This window comes from Streptomyces sp. NPDC043861, from assembly GCF_056435905.1.
The window spans coordinates 197,236-214,589 of sequence record NZ_JBWKDP010000010.1 but is presented as its reverse complement, the minus strand read 5'-3'; the positions used below and the strand labels follow the sequence as shown (position 1 = coordinate 214,589).

14 protein-coding genes are annotated in these 17,354 nt (G+C 70.9%); 1 reads left to right on the top strand and 13 read right to left on the bottom strand.

All coding sequences use genetic code 11. The features are described from left to right. Positions 1-4: 4 nt before the first annotated feature. Entirely contained in the window at positions 5-949 is a 945-nt protein-coding gene (gene fmt / locus AC068D_RS23455; RefSeq protein WP_478824984.1) for a methionyl-tRNA formyltransferase, read from the bottom strand. A gap of 222 nt (positions 950-1,171) precedes the next feature. Between fmt and AC068D_RS23450 the strand changes: the two genes are divergently transcribed. Continuing rightward, positions 1,172-1,738: a hypothetical protein gene (locus AC068D_RS23450; RefSeq protein ID WP_478824983.1), complete on the top strand. Its 567-nt coding sequence runs from the start codon at positions 1,172-1,174 to the stop codon at positions 1,736-1,738. 579 nt (positions 1,739-2,317) lie between these two features. On the opposite strand, the gene AC068D_RS23445 is transcribed toward AC068D_RS23450, so the two are convergent. The 12 genes from AC068D_RS23445 to AC068D_RS23390 form a co-directional block, all read right to left on the bottom strand. Next, positions 2,318-4,462 (bottom strand): primosomal protein N', encoded by a 2,145-nt coding sequence (locus AC068D_RS23445; RefSeq protein WP_478824982.1) that lies wholly within the window; start codon positions 4,460-4,462, stop codon positions 2,318-2,320. Positions 4,463-4,629: 167 nt separating this feature from the next. Then, complete coding sequence (gene metK, locus AC068D_RS23440) at positions 4,630-5,838, bottom strand: methionine adenosyltransferase (protein WP_478824981.1); 1,209 nt, start codon at positions 5,836-5,838, stop codon at positions 4,630-4,632. Between the two features lie 344 nt (positions 5,839-6,182). After that, the gene (gene coaBC, locus AC068D_RS23435; protein ID WP_478824980.1) at positions 6,183-7,397 is read right to left on the bottom strand and encodes a bifunctional phosphopantothenoylcysteine decarboxylase/phosphopantothenate--cysteine ligase CoaBC; all 1,215 of its coding nucleotides are present in this window, start codon (positions 7,395-7,397) and stop codon (positions 6,183-6,185) included. Positions 7,398-7,506: 109 nt separating this feature from the next. Further along, a complete protein-coding gene (gene rpoZ / locus AC068D_RS23430) occupies positions 7,507-7,779 on the bottom strand; it encodes a DNA-directed RNA polymerase subunit omega (RefSeq protein WP_005319902.1) in 273 nt (90 codons plus the stop codon). 42 nt (positions 7,780-7,821) lie between these two features. Beyond that, positions 7,822-8,385 carry a guanylate kinase gene (gmk, locus tag AC068D_RS23425; protein ID WP_478824979.1) on the bottom strand — a complete coding sequence of 188 codons (564 nt, stop codon included), beginning with the start codon at positions 8,383-8,385 and terminating at the stop codon, positions 7,822-7,824. Between the two features lie 38 nt (positions 8,386-8,423). Further along, on the bottom strand, positions 8,424-8,747 hold the full coding sequence (locus AC068D_RS23420) for an integration host factor (protein WP_005319887.1): 324 nt from the start codon (positions 8,745-8,747) through the stop codon (positions 8,424-8,426). A gap of 265 nt (positions 8,748-9,012) precedes the next feature. Then, positions 9,013-9,855: an orotidine-5'-phosphate decarboxylase gene (gene pyrF, locus AC068D_RS23415; protein ID WP_478824978.1), complete on the bottom strand. Its 843-nt coding sequence runs from the start codon at positions 9,853-9,855 to the stop codon at positions 9,013-9,015. Further along, entirely contained in the window at positions 9,852-10,964 is a 1,113-nt protein-coding gene (locus tag AC068D_RS23410; RefSeq protein ID WP_478824977.1) for a quinone-dependent dihydroorotate dehydrogenase, read from the bottom strand. The genes pyrF and AC068D_RS23410 overlap by 4 nt, the downstream gene beginning before the upstream one ends. A gap of 84 nt (positions 10,965-11,048) precedes the next feature. After that, a complete protein-coding gene (gene carB / locus AC068D_RS23405; protein ID WP_478824976.1) occupies positions 11,049-14,360 on the bottom strand; it encodes a carbamoyl-phosphate synthase large subunit in 3,312 nt (1,103 codons plus the stop codon). Continuing rightward, complete coding sequence (gene carA / locus AC068D_RS23400; RefSeq protein ID WP_478824975.1) at positions 14,353-15,492, bottom strand: glutamine-hydrolyzing carbamoyl-phosphate synthase small subunit; 1,140 nt, start codon at positions 15,490-15,492, stop codon at positions 14,353-14,355. The genes carB and carA overlap by 8 nt, the downstream gene beginning before the upstream one ends. Continuing rightward, the gene (locus tag AC068D_RS23395) at positions 15,489-16,070 is read right to left on the bottom strand and encodes a PH-like domain-containing protein (protein ID WP_478824974.1); all 582 of its coding nucleotides are present in this window, start codon (positions 16,068-16,070) and stop codon (positions 15,489-15,491) included. Before AC068D_RS23395 ends, carA begins: the two co-directional genes overlap by 4 nt. Then, positions 16,067-17,353 carry a dihydroorotase gene (locus tag AC068D_RS23390; RefSeq protein WP_478824973.1) on the bottom strand — a complete coding sequence of 429 codons (1,287 nt, stop codon included), beginning with the start codon at positions 17,351-17,353 and terminating at the stop codon, positions 16,067-16,069. Before AC068D_RS23390 ends, AC068D_RS23395 begins: the two co-directional genes overlap by 4 nt. Between the last annotated feature and the right edge of the window lies 1 nt (position 17,354).

The window sequence follows — 17,354 nt, the reverse complement described above, 5'->3', positions numbered from 1 at the left end:
CCACTCAGCCTACGTCGGCGGAGTCCAGTCGCTCACCGGGGGCGATCCGCACACCACGGGCCCAGTCGGCGGCACGCATCGGCTTCTTGCCCTGGGGCTGCACCCAGTGCAGCTCCACGGCATGCGAACCGGTGCCTGCGTACACATTGTTCTTCCCGGCCGCGAGCTCCCCCGGAGCGAGGTCGGTACGGTCCGGCAGGAGCTGGAGGTTGACCAGCTTCAGCCGCTCGCCGCGGAAGACGGTCCACGCGCCGGGCGCGGGAGTGCAGCCACGCACCACCCGGTCGACGCGGAGCGCGGGCGCGTGCCAGTCCACATGTGCGTCCTCCACGGTGATCTTCGGGGCGAGAGTGACGCCGTCGGCGGGCTGCCGGACCGCGTTGAGGGTGCCGTCCTCGATGCCGTCCATCGTCGCGGCGAGCAGCCCGGCGCCCGCGAAGGCGAGCCTGGTGAGCAGGTCGCCACTGGTGTCGGTCGAGCGCACGTTCTCGGTGATCACACCGTAGACGGGCCCGGAGTCGAGACCCTCCTCGATCTGGAACGTCGACGCGCCGGTCATCTCGTCCCCGGCCAGGATCGCGTGCTGTACGGGTGCGGCACCGCGCCACGCGGGCAGCAGCGAGAAGTGCAGATTGACCCAGCCGTTCGCGGGGACGTCGAGCGCCGCCTTGGGGAGGAGCGCACCGTACGCGACGACCGGGCAGCAGTCCGGCGCGATCTCGCGCAGCCGCGCGAGGAAGTCCTCGTCGCGCGGCTTCACGGGCTTGAGGACCTCGATCCCGGCCTCCTCGGCCCGCTGGGCGACGGGGCTCGCGACAAGTCTGCGGCCGCGGCCGGCGGGGGCGTCCGGGCGGGTGACGACCGCCGCCACCTCGTGACGGCCTGAGGCGATCAGAGCGTCCAGTGCGGGTACGGCGACCTCGGGGGTGCCTGCGAAGACTAGTTTCACTGGGATTACCTCGCTCTGTGTGCCGGATGGACGCGCGACGTACCAGTCTATTTGGCCTCGGCGGCAGGGGGCGCACGGAAGCCCACGCGCCCCGCGCATATGCCCTCACTCTCCCGCACCGTGACCACAACGCCCGGTGGCGCGTTGGTCAAGAGAGATTGACCGAAACGGGCCGCCCGGTGCGGCCCGGACCTTTTCAACGCCGGTTCGAGAGGCTTGTTCATGGCCGACCACGCAACCCACGACGCCCAAGCCCGGGCCAGCCTGCATCTGTTGGTGCGGGACATCGAGCGGGTCCGCCGGCAGGTGGACGCACTGCGCACGCTCACGGCCCAGTTGGGCAATGTCTACCGTCCGCGGCGCTCCGGCCCGTCCACGGGCTTCGTCGTCTACGGAAGGGCCCCGGCCCCGACCGTCCGCCTTGCGCAGGAACTTCGGGACAGTGTCGAGACCTTGGTGACCGCGGCGGTGGACTTCGACCGTTCGCTGGGCTTCTCGTGGGACGCGGTGGGCTCGGCGCTGGGCGTCACGAAGCAGGCCGTGCACCGTCGTTACGGCTCACGACGGTCGACGCCACAGCCCGCGGCGGCCGAGGCGGTCGCGGCGCCTGCGGTGCCCGCGGTACCGGCTGCGCGTGCGATGCCCCCGCAGCCGACCGTTGCCGCGCACTCACTGCCCCCGCACCCGACGGCTGCCGCGCACTCACTGCCGCCGCAGCCCACGGCTGCCACGCATTCGCTCCGCGAAGAGGTCCGCCCGAGCGCCTTTCCCGGCCCGCGCAACGGCTGACCCTCGCCTCCGGCGGGTCGTGGCCACCGGGTCGGCCGTCCGGAGTGTTCGCCCTCAGTCCTCCCGGACTTCGTCCGAAGGGATCCGAACGGGCTGAGCAGGGCGCAGGCCGCACTCGACTCCCCGGGAGCGGCGGACGTCCGATCTCCTGTGTTGTGAAGCCGGGACGTTCCGCCACGCACGCCCTGGGGGCCCCGTCCCGGGGGGCCCAAGCGGGGCGGGCCCGGCACGGTCCCGTCCGGTGCGCTGCCGTCCGCGGCCCGTGCCGGGAACGCGCCAGGGGACCTCGTCGCTGCCGGACCGTGCCGTCCCGGATGCGAGCCCCGGGGCGGCCCCGTGCGGCCGACCCGCCAACCCAATGCCGTCGGGGTTCCCGGACACCGCCAGGGGGCCGACGAGGGACAACCCGCCGCCCTGCCGGCACCCGCAACCGGCCGAAGGTGCCACGCCGTTCGAGGTGCCGGCTCGTCGCCCGCTCAGCCGGTCAGGCGCTCGAGGACGGACACCTCCCACCCCGCGAACACCGCACCGGGCGACACCGCACCCCTCACCGCAGGAGGACCTGCGCCGGGCAACCCGTCACCCGATGTCCGGCGGATCCACACGGACCCGTACCGGGTCGCCACCACCCCTGGCCAACCTCGCGGCCTGGGCCGCCTTCAGCGCGGCCGCCAGCGCGGCACCGCTTCCCGGAGGCACCCGCAGCAGCGCCCGCTCCCACCGTTCCCCCGGCGGAGGGTCACCGGGCCTTCTCGGCCGCCCCGGCGCCGCCGACGCCACCGGTACCGGCCCCAGCACCTCCGCACCGGCGGGGAGCTCCGCCGTCGCCAGGAACGCGGTCACCGCCTCGTCCCGCCCCGTCACCGACGCCATCCGGGACACCGGGGGGAAGCCCAGCTCGGCCCGCTCCGCCAGTTCGCGCTGGGCATGACCCACGGGATCCCAGCGCACCAGGGCCTGAACCGGCCGGAGCGTGGGTTCGGCGACCACCACGACCGTGCCGCCCTCGTCCTGGCCGCGCACCAGTGAGGCCGCGTCCATCCAGCGTCGCAACGCTTCCTCGCCCGACCTCAGATCGGGCCGTCCGAGCATCGCCCAGCCGTCCAGGAGCAGTGCCGCCGCATATCCGCCCTCGGCGACCGGCTCCGCTCCCGGCGTACTGACGACCAGCGCGGGCCGCCCGGGCACGGTGTCCAGAATGTGGTCCCGCCCCGACGTGCGTACCGGCACCGCCGGGAACGCCCGTCCCAGTTCCTCGGCGGTGCGTCTGGCGCCCACCACCTGGGCCCGCAGCCGGGTACTGCCGCAATGCCCGCAGTGCCACCCCGTGGCGTCCCGTCCGCACCACCCGCAGAGCAGGTCCCGCTCGCGCGGCGCCTCGAGCGGTCCGGAACAGTGGCCACAGCGCGCAGGCGTGCGGCAGCGTTCGCAGGCCAGCCTCGGCACATACCCGCGGCGGGGCACCTGGACCAGCACAGGGCCGGTCCTCAGCCCGTCCCGGACCGTCTGCCACGCCAGCGAGGGCAGCCTAGCGGCCCGCGCGGCCTCGTCCCGGGCGAGTTCGCCGTCCCCGACGGTACGCACCAGCGGTGCGGACCGCCGCACCTGTCCCCGGTCCCCGGCGAGCGGCAGCGCCCAGCCGGTCTCGACCAGCTGGGCCGCCTCGACCGTGCAGCTCACCGAGCCCAGGAGAAAGCCGCACTTGTCGTGCGCGGCTCGCAGCAGGAGCACCTCCCGCGCATGCGGCAGCGGCGCATGCGGCTCGCTGTGGCTGGCGTCGCCGTCGTCCCATATCGCGACGAGCCCGACGTCCTTCACGGGGGCGAACATGGCCGCCCGTGTGCCGACGACGGCCCGTACCGAGCCACGGCGCACCGCGAGCCACTGCCGGTATCGCTTCTCGGGTCCGGCCTCGGCCGTCAGCACGGCATGCCGTCCCTCGCCCAGGAGCCCGGTCAGCGCCGCGTCGACCCGTGACACGGCCCGTCCGTCGGGTACCACCACGAGCGCGCCCCGCCCGGACGCCAGGGTCGCCGTGACGGCCCTGGCCAGCTCATCCGCCCAGCGGGGGCCCGGAAGGGCGGTCCACACGGCCCGGGGCGCACCGCCGCCGGCCAGGGCATCCAGAAACGCGGGCCCTCGTGCGTACCGCTCCCACGTTCCCGCGTCGGGCGCCCGCGGCGGGGGCAGCGGCTCGGGCGAGGGCTTCCCCTCGGCCCGTGCGCTGCGCGGCGGCACGGCCAGCTGCAGCACATCGGCGAGGCTCCCCGCGTATCTGTCGGCAACCGATCGGGCCAGTGCGAGCAGCTCGGGGCTGAGCACCGGCTCGGGCGAGACGACGTCGGCGAGCGCCGCCAGCGGCCCCGAGTAGTCCGATTCGGCGCGCCGCTCGACGATGAACCCGTCGATCAGCCGGCCGCCCTCGCGCCGCCCGTCCCGCACCTGGTGCGCCCCGGCTCCGAACCGGACCCGGACCCGCACACCCGGCTGCGCCGTCGCGTCCAGTTCCTCGGGGACGGCGTAGTCGAAGTACTGGTCGAGATGGAGCACGCCCTTGTTCACCACGACCCGCGCGACCGGCAGCCGCTCGGCCAGCGAGGCTCCTCGCCACGTCCGTGGCTTGGCCCGGGGCACCTTCGCCTTCCGTACCGTCTCCCGGATGAGCGCAAGCTGCTCCGGCGGCCCCTCCCCGGGACGCTCGGAACCTTGGTCGTCGCTGCTCACACCCCATTTCCTATCAGACGCCGGTGACACCGGGCCTGCCGTCCGCAGCCATCCGCCCCGAGGTCGGGCGGACCGCACCCCGGTGGTTCCGGGGCCGTCCTCTGCGGATGCACGACGACGGCCCCGGACCTGTCGGTCCGGGGCCGTCGAGGAAAAGCTGTGCGGGACTACAGACCCGCCGCCGCGCGCAGCCCGTCCACCCGGTCGGTGCGCTCCCAGGTGAAGTCCGGCAGCTCACGGCCGAAGTGGCCGTACGCGGCCGTCTGCGCGTAGATCGGGCGGAGCAGGTCGAGGTCGCGGATGATCGCGGCCGGGCGCAGGTCGAAGACCTCGCCGATGGCGTGCTCGATCTTCTCGGTGTCGACCGCGGCGGTGCCGAAGGTCTCGACGAAGAGACCGACCGGCTCGGCCTTGCCGATCGCGTAGGCGACCTGGACCTCGCAGCGGGAGGCGAGGCCCGCCGCCACGACGTTCTTGGCGACCCAGCGCATCGCGTACGCGGCCGAGCGGTCGACCTTGGACGGGTCCTTGCCGGAGAAGGCGCCGCCGCCGTGGCGGGCCATGCCGCCGTACGTGTCGATGATGATCTTGCGGCCGGTCAGACCGGCGTCGCCCATCGGGCCGCCGATCTCGAAGCGGCCGGTCGGGTTGACCAGCAGCCGGTAGCCCTCGGTGTCCAGCTTGATGCCGTCCTCGATGAGCTGCTTCAGCACGTGCTCGACGACGAACTCACGGATGTCGGGCGCGAGCAGCGAGTCCAGGTCGATGTCGGACGCGTGCTGCGAGGACACGACGACCGTGTCGAGGCGGACGGCCTTGTCGCCGTCGTACTCGATGGTGACCTGGGTCTTGCCGTCGGGGCGCAGGTACGGGATGGTCCCGTTCTTGCGGACCTCGGAGAGGCGGCGGGAGAGCCGGTGCGCGAGGTAGATCGGTAGCGGCATCAGCTCGGGTGTCTCGTCGCAGGCGTAGCCGAACATCAGGCCCTGGTCGCCGGCACCCTGCTTGTCCAGCTCGTCGTCATCGCCTTCCACCCGCGACTCGTACGCCGTGTCGACACCCTGCGCGATGTCCGGCGACTGGGCGCCGATCGACACCGACACACCACAGGAGGCGCCGTCGAAACCCTTCTTCGAGGAGTCGTAACCGATCTCGAGGATCTTGTTGCGCACCAGAGTGGGGATGTCGGCGTAGGCCTTCGTCGTCACCTCACCGGCCACGTGCACCAGGCCGGTCGTGATGAGCGTCTCGACGGCGACCCGGGAGGTGGGGTCCTCCTGGAGCAGCGCGTCGAGGATGGTGTCGCTGATCTGGTCAGCGATCTTGTCGGGGTGGCCCTCGGTCACGGACTCCGAGGTGAACAGGCGACGGGACACAACGCTCCCTGGGGTTGCAGCGGCTGCTGGCTGATCATTGGTGGACCGGCCGGGGGGCTGCGCCCCGCGTCGTTCCGAGGACAGTTTATCGGGCGCCTTCGACCATTGGGCCACGTGTCTCGCTGAGTGGGAGTGGTACAGCCGCCGAATCCGCCGGTGACGGGCGGCACGGCCGACGCCCGTGAACGACCGTAACGCCCGCTTCTCCCCGCTTCCGGCGGCACCTCTGAGGCGAATGGGGGATTCATCCCGGATTCCCCGGGTGCCGTCCCGCACCGCCATGTGCGGCGTGCGTCACAGCGCGGCAGCTCATGCCTCGGGCGTGTCCCGGCGCCCGCCCCCGGTCACCGTGCGTGTCGGGCCAGGCGTGGAACGACGAGATCCCAGACGGTGTCCGCGAGCGACTCCTTGGGCCCGTACGGCACGGGCGTCTCGACGCCGTCCGTGGCCAGGACCACGGCCTCGTTCTCCTCCGAGCCGAAGGTCTTGCGCTCCCCCACCTCATTGACGACGAGCAGGTCGCACCCCTTGCGGCGGAGCTTGTCACGCCCATTGGCCAGTACGTCGTCGGTTTCGGCGGCAAAGCCGACGATCACCTGGCCCGCCCGAGCCCGGCCGGCGGAGATCTCGGCGAGGATGTCGGGGTTCCGCACCAGGGCGATCGGCGCCGGCTCCCGGCCCTCCTTCTTCTTGATCTTGCCCTCGGCATAGGCGGCCGGCCGGAAGTCGGCGACGGCCGCGGCCATCACCACCGCATCGGCGTCCGGAACCGCCTTGAGCACCGCCTCACGGAGCTGCACGGCGGTGCCGACATGGACGACGTCCACTCCTGCCGGGTCCGCGAAGCCCGTGTTGGCCTCGATCAGTGTCACCCGGGCACCGCGGGCCGCTGCCGTGCGCGCCAGGGCGTAGCCCTGCTTGCCGGAGGACCGGTTGCCCAGATACCTGACGGGATCGAGCGGTTCGCGGGTGCCGCCGGCGCTGATCACGACATGGCGTCCGGCGAGGTCCGGCACGGCCACGCCACGCGCCAGCACCCGGCGGCAGACCTCGAAGAGCTCACCGGGGTCCGGCAGCCGTCCCTTGCCGGTGTCGACGCCGGTGAGGCGGCCCACGGCGGGCTCGATGACGACCGCGCCGCGGCGGCGCAGCGTCGCCACGTTCTCCTGGGTGGCGGGGTGCTCCCACATCTCGGTGTGCATCGCGGGCGCGTAGACCACGGGACAGCGTGCCGTGAGCAGGGTGTTGGTCAGGAGGTCGTCGGCGAGGCCGTGGGCGGCCTTGGCGAGCATGTCGGCGGTGGCGGGGGCGACGACGACGAGATCGGCGGCCTGCCCGATTCGGACGTGCGGGACCTCGTGGACGTCCGACCAGACCTCGGTGGAGACCGGGTGCCCGGAGAGGGCCGACCAGGTCGCGGCGCCGACGAACTGCAGCGCCGACGAGGTCGGTACGACCCTGACGTCATGACCGGACTCGGTCAGTCGGCGCAGCAGCTCGCACGCCTTGTAGGCGGCGATCCCACCGCTGACTCCCAGGACGACCTTCGGCTTGTCCACTGCGTTCCCGCTCCCCACTCATGGCGACAGGTGTCGCCTCCAATGACACACCACAGGCCCGGCGGACGCGCCGCCGGGCCTGTGGTGAGGAGAATTGTGCGCCGTGCGCCTACTGAGCCGGGCCCTCGATGGCCTCGGAGGTCAGCAGACCCGCGTTGATCTCGCGAAGGGCGATCGAGAGCGGCTTCTCGTGGACGTGAGTGTCCACCAGCGGACCGACGTACTCGAGCAGACCCTCACCGAGCTGTGAGTAGTACGCGTTGATCTGACGCGCGCGCTTGGCCGCGTAGATCACGAGGCTGTACTTCGAGTCGGTGGCCTCGAGGAGCTCGTCGATCGGCGGGTTGATGATGCCCTCGGGCGCGGTGATGGAAGAGGACACGCTCTAGCCTTCCGAAGAAACTGCTGGGAAATCAAACAAAGATCAAACAACTGCCATCAAGGCTAGCAGCTCGCGCGCCACGTCCTCGACGGAGGTGTTGACCAGGGTGGTGTCGAACTCCGCCTCGGCGGCGAGTTCGATCTTCGCGGCTTGCAGGCGGCGCTCGATGACGTCGGGGGCCTCGGTTCCCCGGCCGGTGAGCCGGCGGACCAGCTCGTCCCAGCTCGGAGGAGCCAGGAACACCAGCTGGGAGTCGGCCATGGACTCCTTGACCTGCCGGGCGCCCTGGAGGTCGATCTCCAGCAGCACCGGCTCGCCGGCCTCGAGGCGTTCGAGAACCGCCTGGCGCGGTGTGCCGTAGCGATTGCCCGCGAATTCTGCCCATTCCAGGAGCTCACCGTTGGCGACCAGCTTGTCGAATTCGTCGTCGGTGACGAAGAAATACTGGACGCCGTGGCGCTCGCCGGGGCGCGGCTTTCGGGTGGTGGCCGACACCGAGAGCCAGACCTCGGGGTGGACCTTGCGCATATGGGCGACGACCGTGCTCTTGCCGACCCCGGAGGGGCCGGAGAGCACGGTCAGTCGCGGACGTACCTCTGCTGCCATGCAGCGATTATCCAGGTTCTCGGGAGTGCCCGGGAACGTCAGGCGGCGCCGCCGCCGAACTCGCGCTCGAGAGAGGCGATCTGGTTGGAGCCGAGTCCCCGCACACGGCGACTCTCGGAGATGCCCAGTCGCTCCATGATCTGCTTGGCGCGGACCTTGCCCACGCCGGGGAGGGACTCGAGCAGGGCGGAGACCTTCATCTTGCCGATGACGTCGTTCTCCTGGCCCTGCTTGATGACCTCATGGAGAGAGGCGCCGGAGTGCTTGAGTCGATTCTTGACCTCGGCCCGCTCCCGGCGAGCCGCGGCGGCCTTTTCGAGCGCGGCTGCGCGCTGTTCAGGGGTAAGGGGCGGAAGAGCCACGCCTACGTCACCTCGGATGTCGAACTGTCGGATACGGACCGGTGAGGAACCCAAATGGCCCCGCACCAGGCGAGCAACGCACACGCTGTGCACGTGGCTCTCGACGGAGACTAGCGGCCGAGACCGCTCCAGTCAGCGAGAACAGCGGAAAAGTCCTGGTCAGCATCGGCCGACCAGGACATTCCAGACATACCGACCGGGTTTCTGTCAAGAAAACGACGCTGAGAGATGCAGGTGGCGTCGCTGCGAACGGGCCGGGCCGCGCCTACGCGCCCCCGACCGCCGCCCGTACCTCGTCGGCGAACCGTGTCGCCGCTGCCCGCAGCGCCTCGATATCCGGACCGTGCCGCAGCACCCCGCGGCTCACGCTCGGTACGACGTTCCGGGCCGCCGCACCGAATACACCGGGAAGATCCGCCGGGGTCGCTCCCTGGGCGCCGATGCCGGGGGCGAGCAGCGGTCCGTTGATGTCGAGGTCGACGCCCGCGTCGCCGAGGGTGGCGCCCACGACCGCGCCGACCGAGCCCAGCGGCTCCGCGCCCGCGTTCTCGTCGGCCATGTGGTTCAGCATGAGCTGGGCGAGCGAGACCCCCCCGGCCGCGGTCGCCCGCTGGACCTCGGCGCCCTCCGGGTTGGAGGTCAGGGCCAGCACGAACACGCCCGCTCCGCTCTCACGGGCCAGATCCAGGGCCGGCCGCAGCGAGCCGAAACCGAGGTAGGGCGAAACCGTGACCGCGTCCGAGAACAGCGGCGAGTCCTTGCGCAGGTAGGTCTCGGCGTAGGCCCCCATCGTCGAGCCGATGTCGCCGCGCTTGGCGTCCATCAGCACCAGGGCCCCGGCTGCCCGGGCCTCCTCGACCGCCTTCTCCAGGACCGCGATGCCGCGGGAGCCGAAACGTTCGAAGAACGCCGACTGCGGCTTGAGGACGGCGACCCGGTCGGCGAGCGCCTCGACGACCGTGTGCGTGAACCGCTCCAGGCCCGTGACGTCGTCGTTCAGTCCCCAGCCGGTCAGCAGGGAGGAATGCGGGTCGATGCCGACGCAGAGCGGCCCGCGGGTGTCCATGGCATGGCGCAGACGGGCACCGAAGGGCTCCAGGGGGCTCATGCGGTCGCTGCCTTTCGGTTCTCGGCGCCGACGGCCTCGGCGAGGGTGGCGTACGGGCTGGCGGCCAGGCGCGCGGCGAGGCCCTTGTGGATGGCACGGGCGTAGAACGGACCCTCGTAGATGAAGGCGCTGTAGCCCTGGACGAGGGTGGCACCGGCGAGGATGCGCTGCCAGGCGTCCTCGGCGTTCTCGATGCCTCCCACCCCGACGAGGGTGATGCGGTCGCCGACGCGGGCGTACAGGCGGCGCAGCACCTCCAGCGAGCGCTGCTTGACGGGAGCTCCGGACAGACCGCCGGTCTGCCCGGTCAGCTCCGGTCCCGAGGTCAGACCGAGGCCGTCCCTGGCGATCGTGGTGTTGGTGGCGATTATCCCGTCGAGGCCGAGTTCGACGGCGAGGTCGGCGACGGCGTCGACGTCCTCGTCGGCCAGATCGGGGGCGATCTTGACGAGGAGGGGGACGCGCCGGCCGGAGACGCTGCGGTCGGCTGCCTCGCGCACGGCGCTGAGCAGCGGGCGCAGCGACTCGGTCGCCTGGAGGTTGCGCAGCCCCGGGGTGTTCGGGGAGCTGACGTTGACCACGAGGTAGTCGGCGTGCGCGGCCAGCCGCTCGGTCGATGTCACGTAGTCGCCGACGGCCTCCGCCTCCGGGACGACCTTGGTCTTGCCGATGTTGACGCCGACGGTGGTCCGGAAGATCTCCTTGCGGGCGGCGAGCCGCGCGGCCACCGCAGCGGAGCCCTCGTTGTTGAAACCCATGCGGTTGATCAGCGCACGGTCCGGCACCAGCCGGAAGAGGCGCTTCTTGGGATTACCGGGCTGCGCCTGCGCAGTGACCGTACCGATCTCGACGTGGTCGAAACCGAGCATGCTCATGCCGTCGATGGCGACGGCGTTCTTGTCGAAGCCGGCGGCCAGGCCGAAAGGGCCGTGCATGCGCAGGCCGAGCGCCTCGGTGCGCAGTTCCTTGTAGCGGGGGGCCAGGGCCGCGGCGACGAAGGTACGCAGCACCGGGATGCGGACCGCGAGCCGGATCCAGCGGAAGGCCAGGTGGTGGGCCTCTTCCGGGTCCATCCGCGCGAAGAACAGGTTGAAGAAGAAGGTGTACATCTCAGTCGTGTCCTGTGTGTCCTCATGAGGAGGGTGTCCTCATGAAGAGGGGGACACCGGATCCGGTGTCCCCCTCCTGGGCTGCTAGTCCTCGCGGGCCGCGATCAGGTGTTCCGCGTGTTCCTGGAGCGAACTGACGCCCACGTCGCCGTGGTTGAGCGCGTCGATGCCCTGGACGGCGGCGGCGAGCGCCTGGACCGTGGTCAGGCACGGTACGGAGCGGGCCACGGCCGCCGTGCGGATGTCGTAGCCGTCGAGGCGGCCTCCGGTGCCGTAAGGGGTGTTGACGATGAGGTCGACCTGGCCGTCGTGGATCAGCTGGACGATGGTCTTCTCACCGTTCGGGCCCTCGCCCTCGGACTGCTTGCGCACGACGGTGGCATGGATGCCGTTGCGCTTGAGCACCTCGGCCGTGCCGGAGGTGGCGAGCAGCTCGAAGCCGTGGGCGACCAGTTCACGCGCCGGGAAGATCATCGAGCGCTTGTCGCGGTTGGCGACGGAGATGAACGCCCGTCCCTTGGTGGGCAGCGGGCCGTAGGCGCCCGCCTGGGACTTGGCGTACGCCGTACCGAAGACGGAGTCGATACCCATGACCTCGCCGGTGGAGCGCATCTCGGGCCCGAGGATGGTGTCGACGCCGCGCCCGTGGATGTCGCGGAAACGGCTCCACGGCATCACGGCCTCCTTGACGGAGATCGGCGCGTCCATCGGCAGCGTGCCGCCGTCGCCGTTCCTGGGCAGCAGGCCCTCCTCGCGCAGTTGCGCGATGGTGGCGCCGAGCGAGATGCGTGCGGCGGCCTTGGCGAGCGGAACGGCGGTCGCCTTCGAGGTGAAGGGCACGGTCCGGGACGCGCGCGGATTGGCCTCGAGGACGTACAGGATGTCGCCGGCCATCGCGAACTGGATGTTGATCAGGCCACGTACGCCGACGCCCTTGGCGATGGCCTCCGTCGAGGCCCGCAGGCGCTTGATGTCGAAGCCGCCGAGGGTGATGGGGGGCAGGGCGCACGCGGAGTCACCGGAGTGGATGCCCGCCTCCTCGATGTGCTCCATGACCCCGCCGAGGTAGAGCTCGGTGCCGTCGTAGAGCGCGTCGACGTCGATCTCGATCGCGTCGTCGAGGAAGCGGTCGACCAGGACCGGCCGGTCGGGGCCGATCTCGGTGGACTCGGCGATGTACGACCCGAGGCGGGTCTCGTCGTAGACGATCTCCATGCCGCGGCCGCCGAGCACGTACGACGGACGGACGAGGACGGGGTAGCCGATCTCGTCCGCGATGCTCTTGGCCTCGGCGAACGTGGTCGCGGTGCCGTGCTTGGGTGCCGGGAGCCCGGCCTCGGCGAGGACGCGGCCGAACGCGCCGCGGTCCTCGGCGGCGTGGATCGCCTCGGGGGACGTGCCCACGACCGGGACGCCGTTGTCCTTCAGTGCCTGCGACAGGCCCAGCGGGGTCTGGCCGCCGAGCTGGACGACGACACCGGCGATCGGGCCCGCCTGCGATTCGGCGTGGACGATCTCGAGTACGTCCTCCAGGGTGAGCGGCTCGAAGTACAGCCGGTCGGAGGTGTCGTAGTCGGTGGAGACGGTCTCCGGGTTGCAGTTGACCATCACGGTCTCGTAGCCCGCGTCGCTCAGCGCGAAGGAGGCGTGGACACAGGAGTAGTCGAACTCGATGCCCTGACCGATCCGGTTGGGGCCGGAGCCGAGGATGATCACGGCGGGCTTCTCGCGCGGCGCGACCTCGCTCTCCTCGTCGTAGGACGAGTAGAAGTACGGTGTCCTGGCGGCGAACTCGGCGGCACAGGTGTCGACCGTCTTGTAGACGGGGCGGACGCCGAGGGCGTGCCTCACCTCCCGGACGACGTCCTCGCGCAGGCCTCGGATCGCGGCGATCTGCGCGTCCGAGAAACCGTGGCGCTTGGCCTCGGCGAGCAACCCGGGTTCGAGCTTCTCGGCTTCGGCCAGCTCGTCGGCGATCTCCTTGATGAGGAAGAGCTGGTCCACGAACCAGGGGTCGATCTTCGTTGCCTCGAAGACCTCCTCCTGCGTCGCTCCGGCGCGGATCGCCTGCATGACGGTGTTGATCCGGCCGTCGGTCGGACGGACGGCGAGTTCCAGCAGCTCGGCCTTGTCGCCGGTGGGGGCGGTGAAGTCGAACTGGGAGCCCTTCTTCTCCAGGGAGCGCAGGGCCTTCTGCAGCGCCTCGGTGAAGTTGCGGCCGATGGCCATCGCCTCGCCGACCGACTTCATGGTGGTGGTGAGGGTGGAGTCCGCGGACGGGAACTTCTCGAAGGCGAAGCGCGGTGCCTTGACGACCACGTAGTCGAGCGTCGGCTCGAAGGAGGCCGGAGTCTGCTCGGTGATGTCGTTGGGGATCTCGTCCAGCGTGTAGCCGACGGCGAGCCGGGCCGCGATCTTCGCGATCGGGAAGCCTGTGGCCTTGGACGCGAGCGCGGAGGAGCGCGAGACACGCGGGTTCATCTCGATGACGATGACCCGGCCGTCCTCCGGGTTCACCGCGAACTGGATGTTGCAGCCGCCCGTGTCCACGCCGACCTCGCGGATGACGGCGATGCCGACGTCCCGCAGGATCTGGTACTCGCGGTCGGTCAGGGTCATCGCCGGGGCGACGGTGATGGAGTCTCCGGTGTGCACGCCCATCGGGTCGAAGTTCTCGATGGAGCAGACGACCACGACGTTGTCGTTCTTGTCGCGCATCAGCTCCAGCTCGTACTCCTTCCAGCCGAGGATGGACTCCTCCAGGAGCACCTCGGTGGTCGGAGACAGGGTCAGGCCCTGGCCGGCGATGCGGCGCAGCTCGTCCTCGTCGTGCGCGAAGCCGGAGCCCGCGCCGCCCATGGTGAAGGAGGGACGGACGACGACCGGGTAGCCGCCGAGCGTCTCGACGCCCTCCAGGACGTCGTCCATGGAGTGGCAGATGACCGAGCTCGCGGACTCGCCGTGGCCGATCTTGCGGTTGACCTCCTCGACGACCTCCTTGAAGAGGTCGCGGTCCTCGCCCTTGTTGATGGCCTCGACATTGGCGCCGATGAGCTCGACGCCGTACTTCTCCAGCGTCCCGCCCTCGTGCAGGGAGATCGCCGTGTTGAGCGCGGTCTGGCCGCCGAGGGTGGGCAGGAGGGCGTCGGGACGCTCCTTGGCGATGATCTTCTCGACGAACTCGGGGGTGATCGGCTCGACGTACGTGGCGTCGGCGATCTCCGGGTCGGTCATGATCGTCGCGGGGTTGGAGTTCACCAGGATGACGCGCAGGCCCTCGGACTTGAGGACCCGGCAGGCCTGGGTGCCGGAGTAGTCGAACTCGGCGGCCTGGCCGATGACGATCGGGCCGGAGCCGATGACCAGGACGGACTGGATATCGGTGCGCTTAGGCACGCTGGCCCTCCATCAGGGAAACGAAGCGGTCGAACAGGTACGCGGCGTCGTGCGGGCCCGCGGCCGCTTCGGGGTGGTACTGGACGCTGAAGGCCGGCTGGTCGAGGAGCTGGAGGCCCTCCACCACGTTGTCGTTCAGACAGACGTGGGAGACCTCGGCGCGGCCGTAGGGGGTCTCGGAGACCTTGTCGAGCGGGGCGTCGACGGCGAAGCCGTGGTTGTGCGCGGTGACCTCGACCTTTCCGGTCGTACGGTCCTGCACGGGCTGGTTGATGCCGCGGTGGCCGTACTTGAGCTTGTACGTACCGAATCCGAGCGCCCGGCCCAGGATCTGGTTGCCGAAGCAGATGCCGAACAGCGGGGTGCCGCGCTCGAGGACGGCCCGCATCAGGGCGACGGGGCCGTCGGCGGTGGCGGGGTCTCCCGGACCGTTGGAGAAGAACACACCGTCGGGGGCCACGGCGTAGACGTCCTCGGCGGTCGCGGTGGCGGGCAGGACGTGCACCTCGATGCCCCGCTCGGCCATGCGGTGCGGGGTCATGCCCTTGATGCCGAGGTCGACTGCGGCGACGGTGAACCTCTTCTCGCCGATCGCGGGGACGACGTACGTCTCCGTGGTCGCGACCTCGGCCGACAGATCGGCGCCCTTCATCTCGGGTGCCTGGCGCACCTCGGCGAGCATCGTGCCCTCGTCGGGGAGCGCGTTGCCGGAGAAGATGCCGACGCGCATCGCGCCGCGCTCGCGGAGGTGGCGGGTGAGGGCACGGGTGTCGATGCCGCTGATGCCCACGACGCCCTGTTCGGCCAGTTCCTCGTCCAGGGAACGCTTGGCGCGCCAGTTGGAGGGGACCCGCGCGGGGTCGCGGACGACGTATCCGGACACCCAGATGCGTGAGGACTCCGGGTCCTCGTCGTTGACGCCGGTGTTGCCGACGTGCGGGGCCGTCATCACGACGACCTGGCGGTGGTACGACGGGTCGGTGAGCGTCTCCTGGTAGCCGGTCATCCCGGTGGAGAACACGGCCTCCCCGAAGGTCACCCCCACGGCCCCGTAGGCACGCCCGCGGAAGGTACGGCCGTCCTCCAGGACGAGTACGGCGGGAACCCTGGTTCCCCTGGTGGAGGTCGTCATCGTGCGGCGCCTTCCGTCGTTTCTGTCGTGTGCAGGGAGTTGATGGCCTCGACCCAGGTGGTGTGCTCGGCCGCGTGGTCGGAGCGGAAGCCGGAGTCGATCTGCTTGTCGCCGTGTTCCCAGGTGACGATCAGCAGCCCGCCCTCGGCGAGGACCTTTCCGGCGATGCCCTTGTCGAGACGGGCTCCGCGCAGAGCTGCCGCCGGGACGAAGAAGTCGGCGGCCCCGGGGCGTACGACGTCGATTCCGTCATCGGTGAGTGTCATCTCGACGCGGCTGCGGGTGCCCAGGCCGCGGGCGACGATCCGGTCGAGCCACTGCCCGGCGGTCGTCGAGCCGTGGTAGCGGCCGCTCAGCGTCAGCTTCGCCGGGCCGGGTTCCTCCGGCGCGACGGGCAGCTCGGGCAGTCCGGACTGGAGCTCGGCCCGCCACTTCCAGCCCTGGCGCATCAGCCAGTAGACGAGTGCGATGAAGAGCAGCAGCCCCGCCACCCAGCCGAGGCGGGCGGCCCAGTCGGTGACCTCTGCCGACTGCTTGTCGGCGGCTTCGGCGGCCAGATCGATCAGTGCAGGTGTCACGCCAGCTTCCCGTCCATGAGCGTCGCCCGGCCCCGCAGGAAGGTGTGGGTGACGCGCCCCGGCAGCTCGCGGCCCTCGTAGGGAGTGTTGCGGCTGCGGGAGGCGAAGCCCGCGGGGTCCACGGTTCCACGGTATGCCGGATCGACCAGGGTGAGGTTGGCGGGCTCACCAGCCGAGACGGGGCGGCCGTGGCCGTCGGCACGGCCGATCCGCGCGGGCGCGAAGGACATCCGGTCGGCGACACCCTCCCAGGTCAGCAGCCCGGTCTCGACCATCGTCCGCTGGACGACGGACAGGGCGGTCTCCAGGCCGACCATGCCCATGGCCGCCGCGGCCCACTCGCAGTCCTTGTCCTCGTGCGGGTGCGGGGCGTGGTCGGTGGCGACGATGTCGATCGTGCCGTCGGCGAGAGCCTCGCGCAGCGCCATGACGTCGCGCTCGGTGCGCAGCGGGGGATTCACCTTGTAGACCGGGTTGTACGTGCGCACCAGCTCGTCGGTGAGGAGCAGGTGGTGCGGGGTGACCTCGGCGGTGACGTCGATCCCGCGGGACTTGGCCCAGCGGACGATCTCGACGGAGCCGGCGGTCGAGAGGTGGCAGATGTGGACGCGGGAGCCCACGTGCTCGGCGAGCAGGACGTCGCGGGCGATGATCGACTCCTCCGCGACGGCCGGCCAGCCGCCCAGACCGAGCTCGGCGGAGACGATGCCCTCGTTCATCTGGGCGCCCTCGGTGAGACGCGGCTCCTGCGCGTGCTGGGCGACGACACCGCCGAAGGCCTTCACGTACTCCAGGGCACGGCGCATGATCACGGCGTCGTCCACGCACTTGCCGTCGTCGGAGAAGACCGTGACGCCGGCGGCGGACTCGTGCATGGCTCCCAGCTCGGCGAGCTTCTTGCCGTCGAGACCGACGGTGACGGCGCCGATCGGCTGGACGTCGCAGTAGCCGTGCTCCTTGCCGAGCCGCCAGACCTGCTCGACGACGCCGGCTGTGTCCGCGACGGGGAACGTGTTGGCCATGGCGAAGACGGCCGTGTAGCCGCCGGTGGCGGCCGCGCGGGTTCCGGTGAGTACCGTCTCGGAGTCCTCGCGCCCCGGCTCGCGCAGATGGGTGTGCAGATCGACGAGGCCGGGCAGCAGGATCCTGCCCTCCGCCTCGACCACGGTGGCGTCACCGGGCTCGACCGCGGCATCCACGCGAGTGATGGTCTCGCCTTCGATCAGGACGTCCTGCGCCTCGCCGCCCAGCACCTTCGCTCCGCGGATAAGGATCTTGCTCATG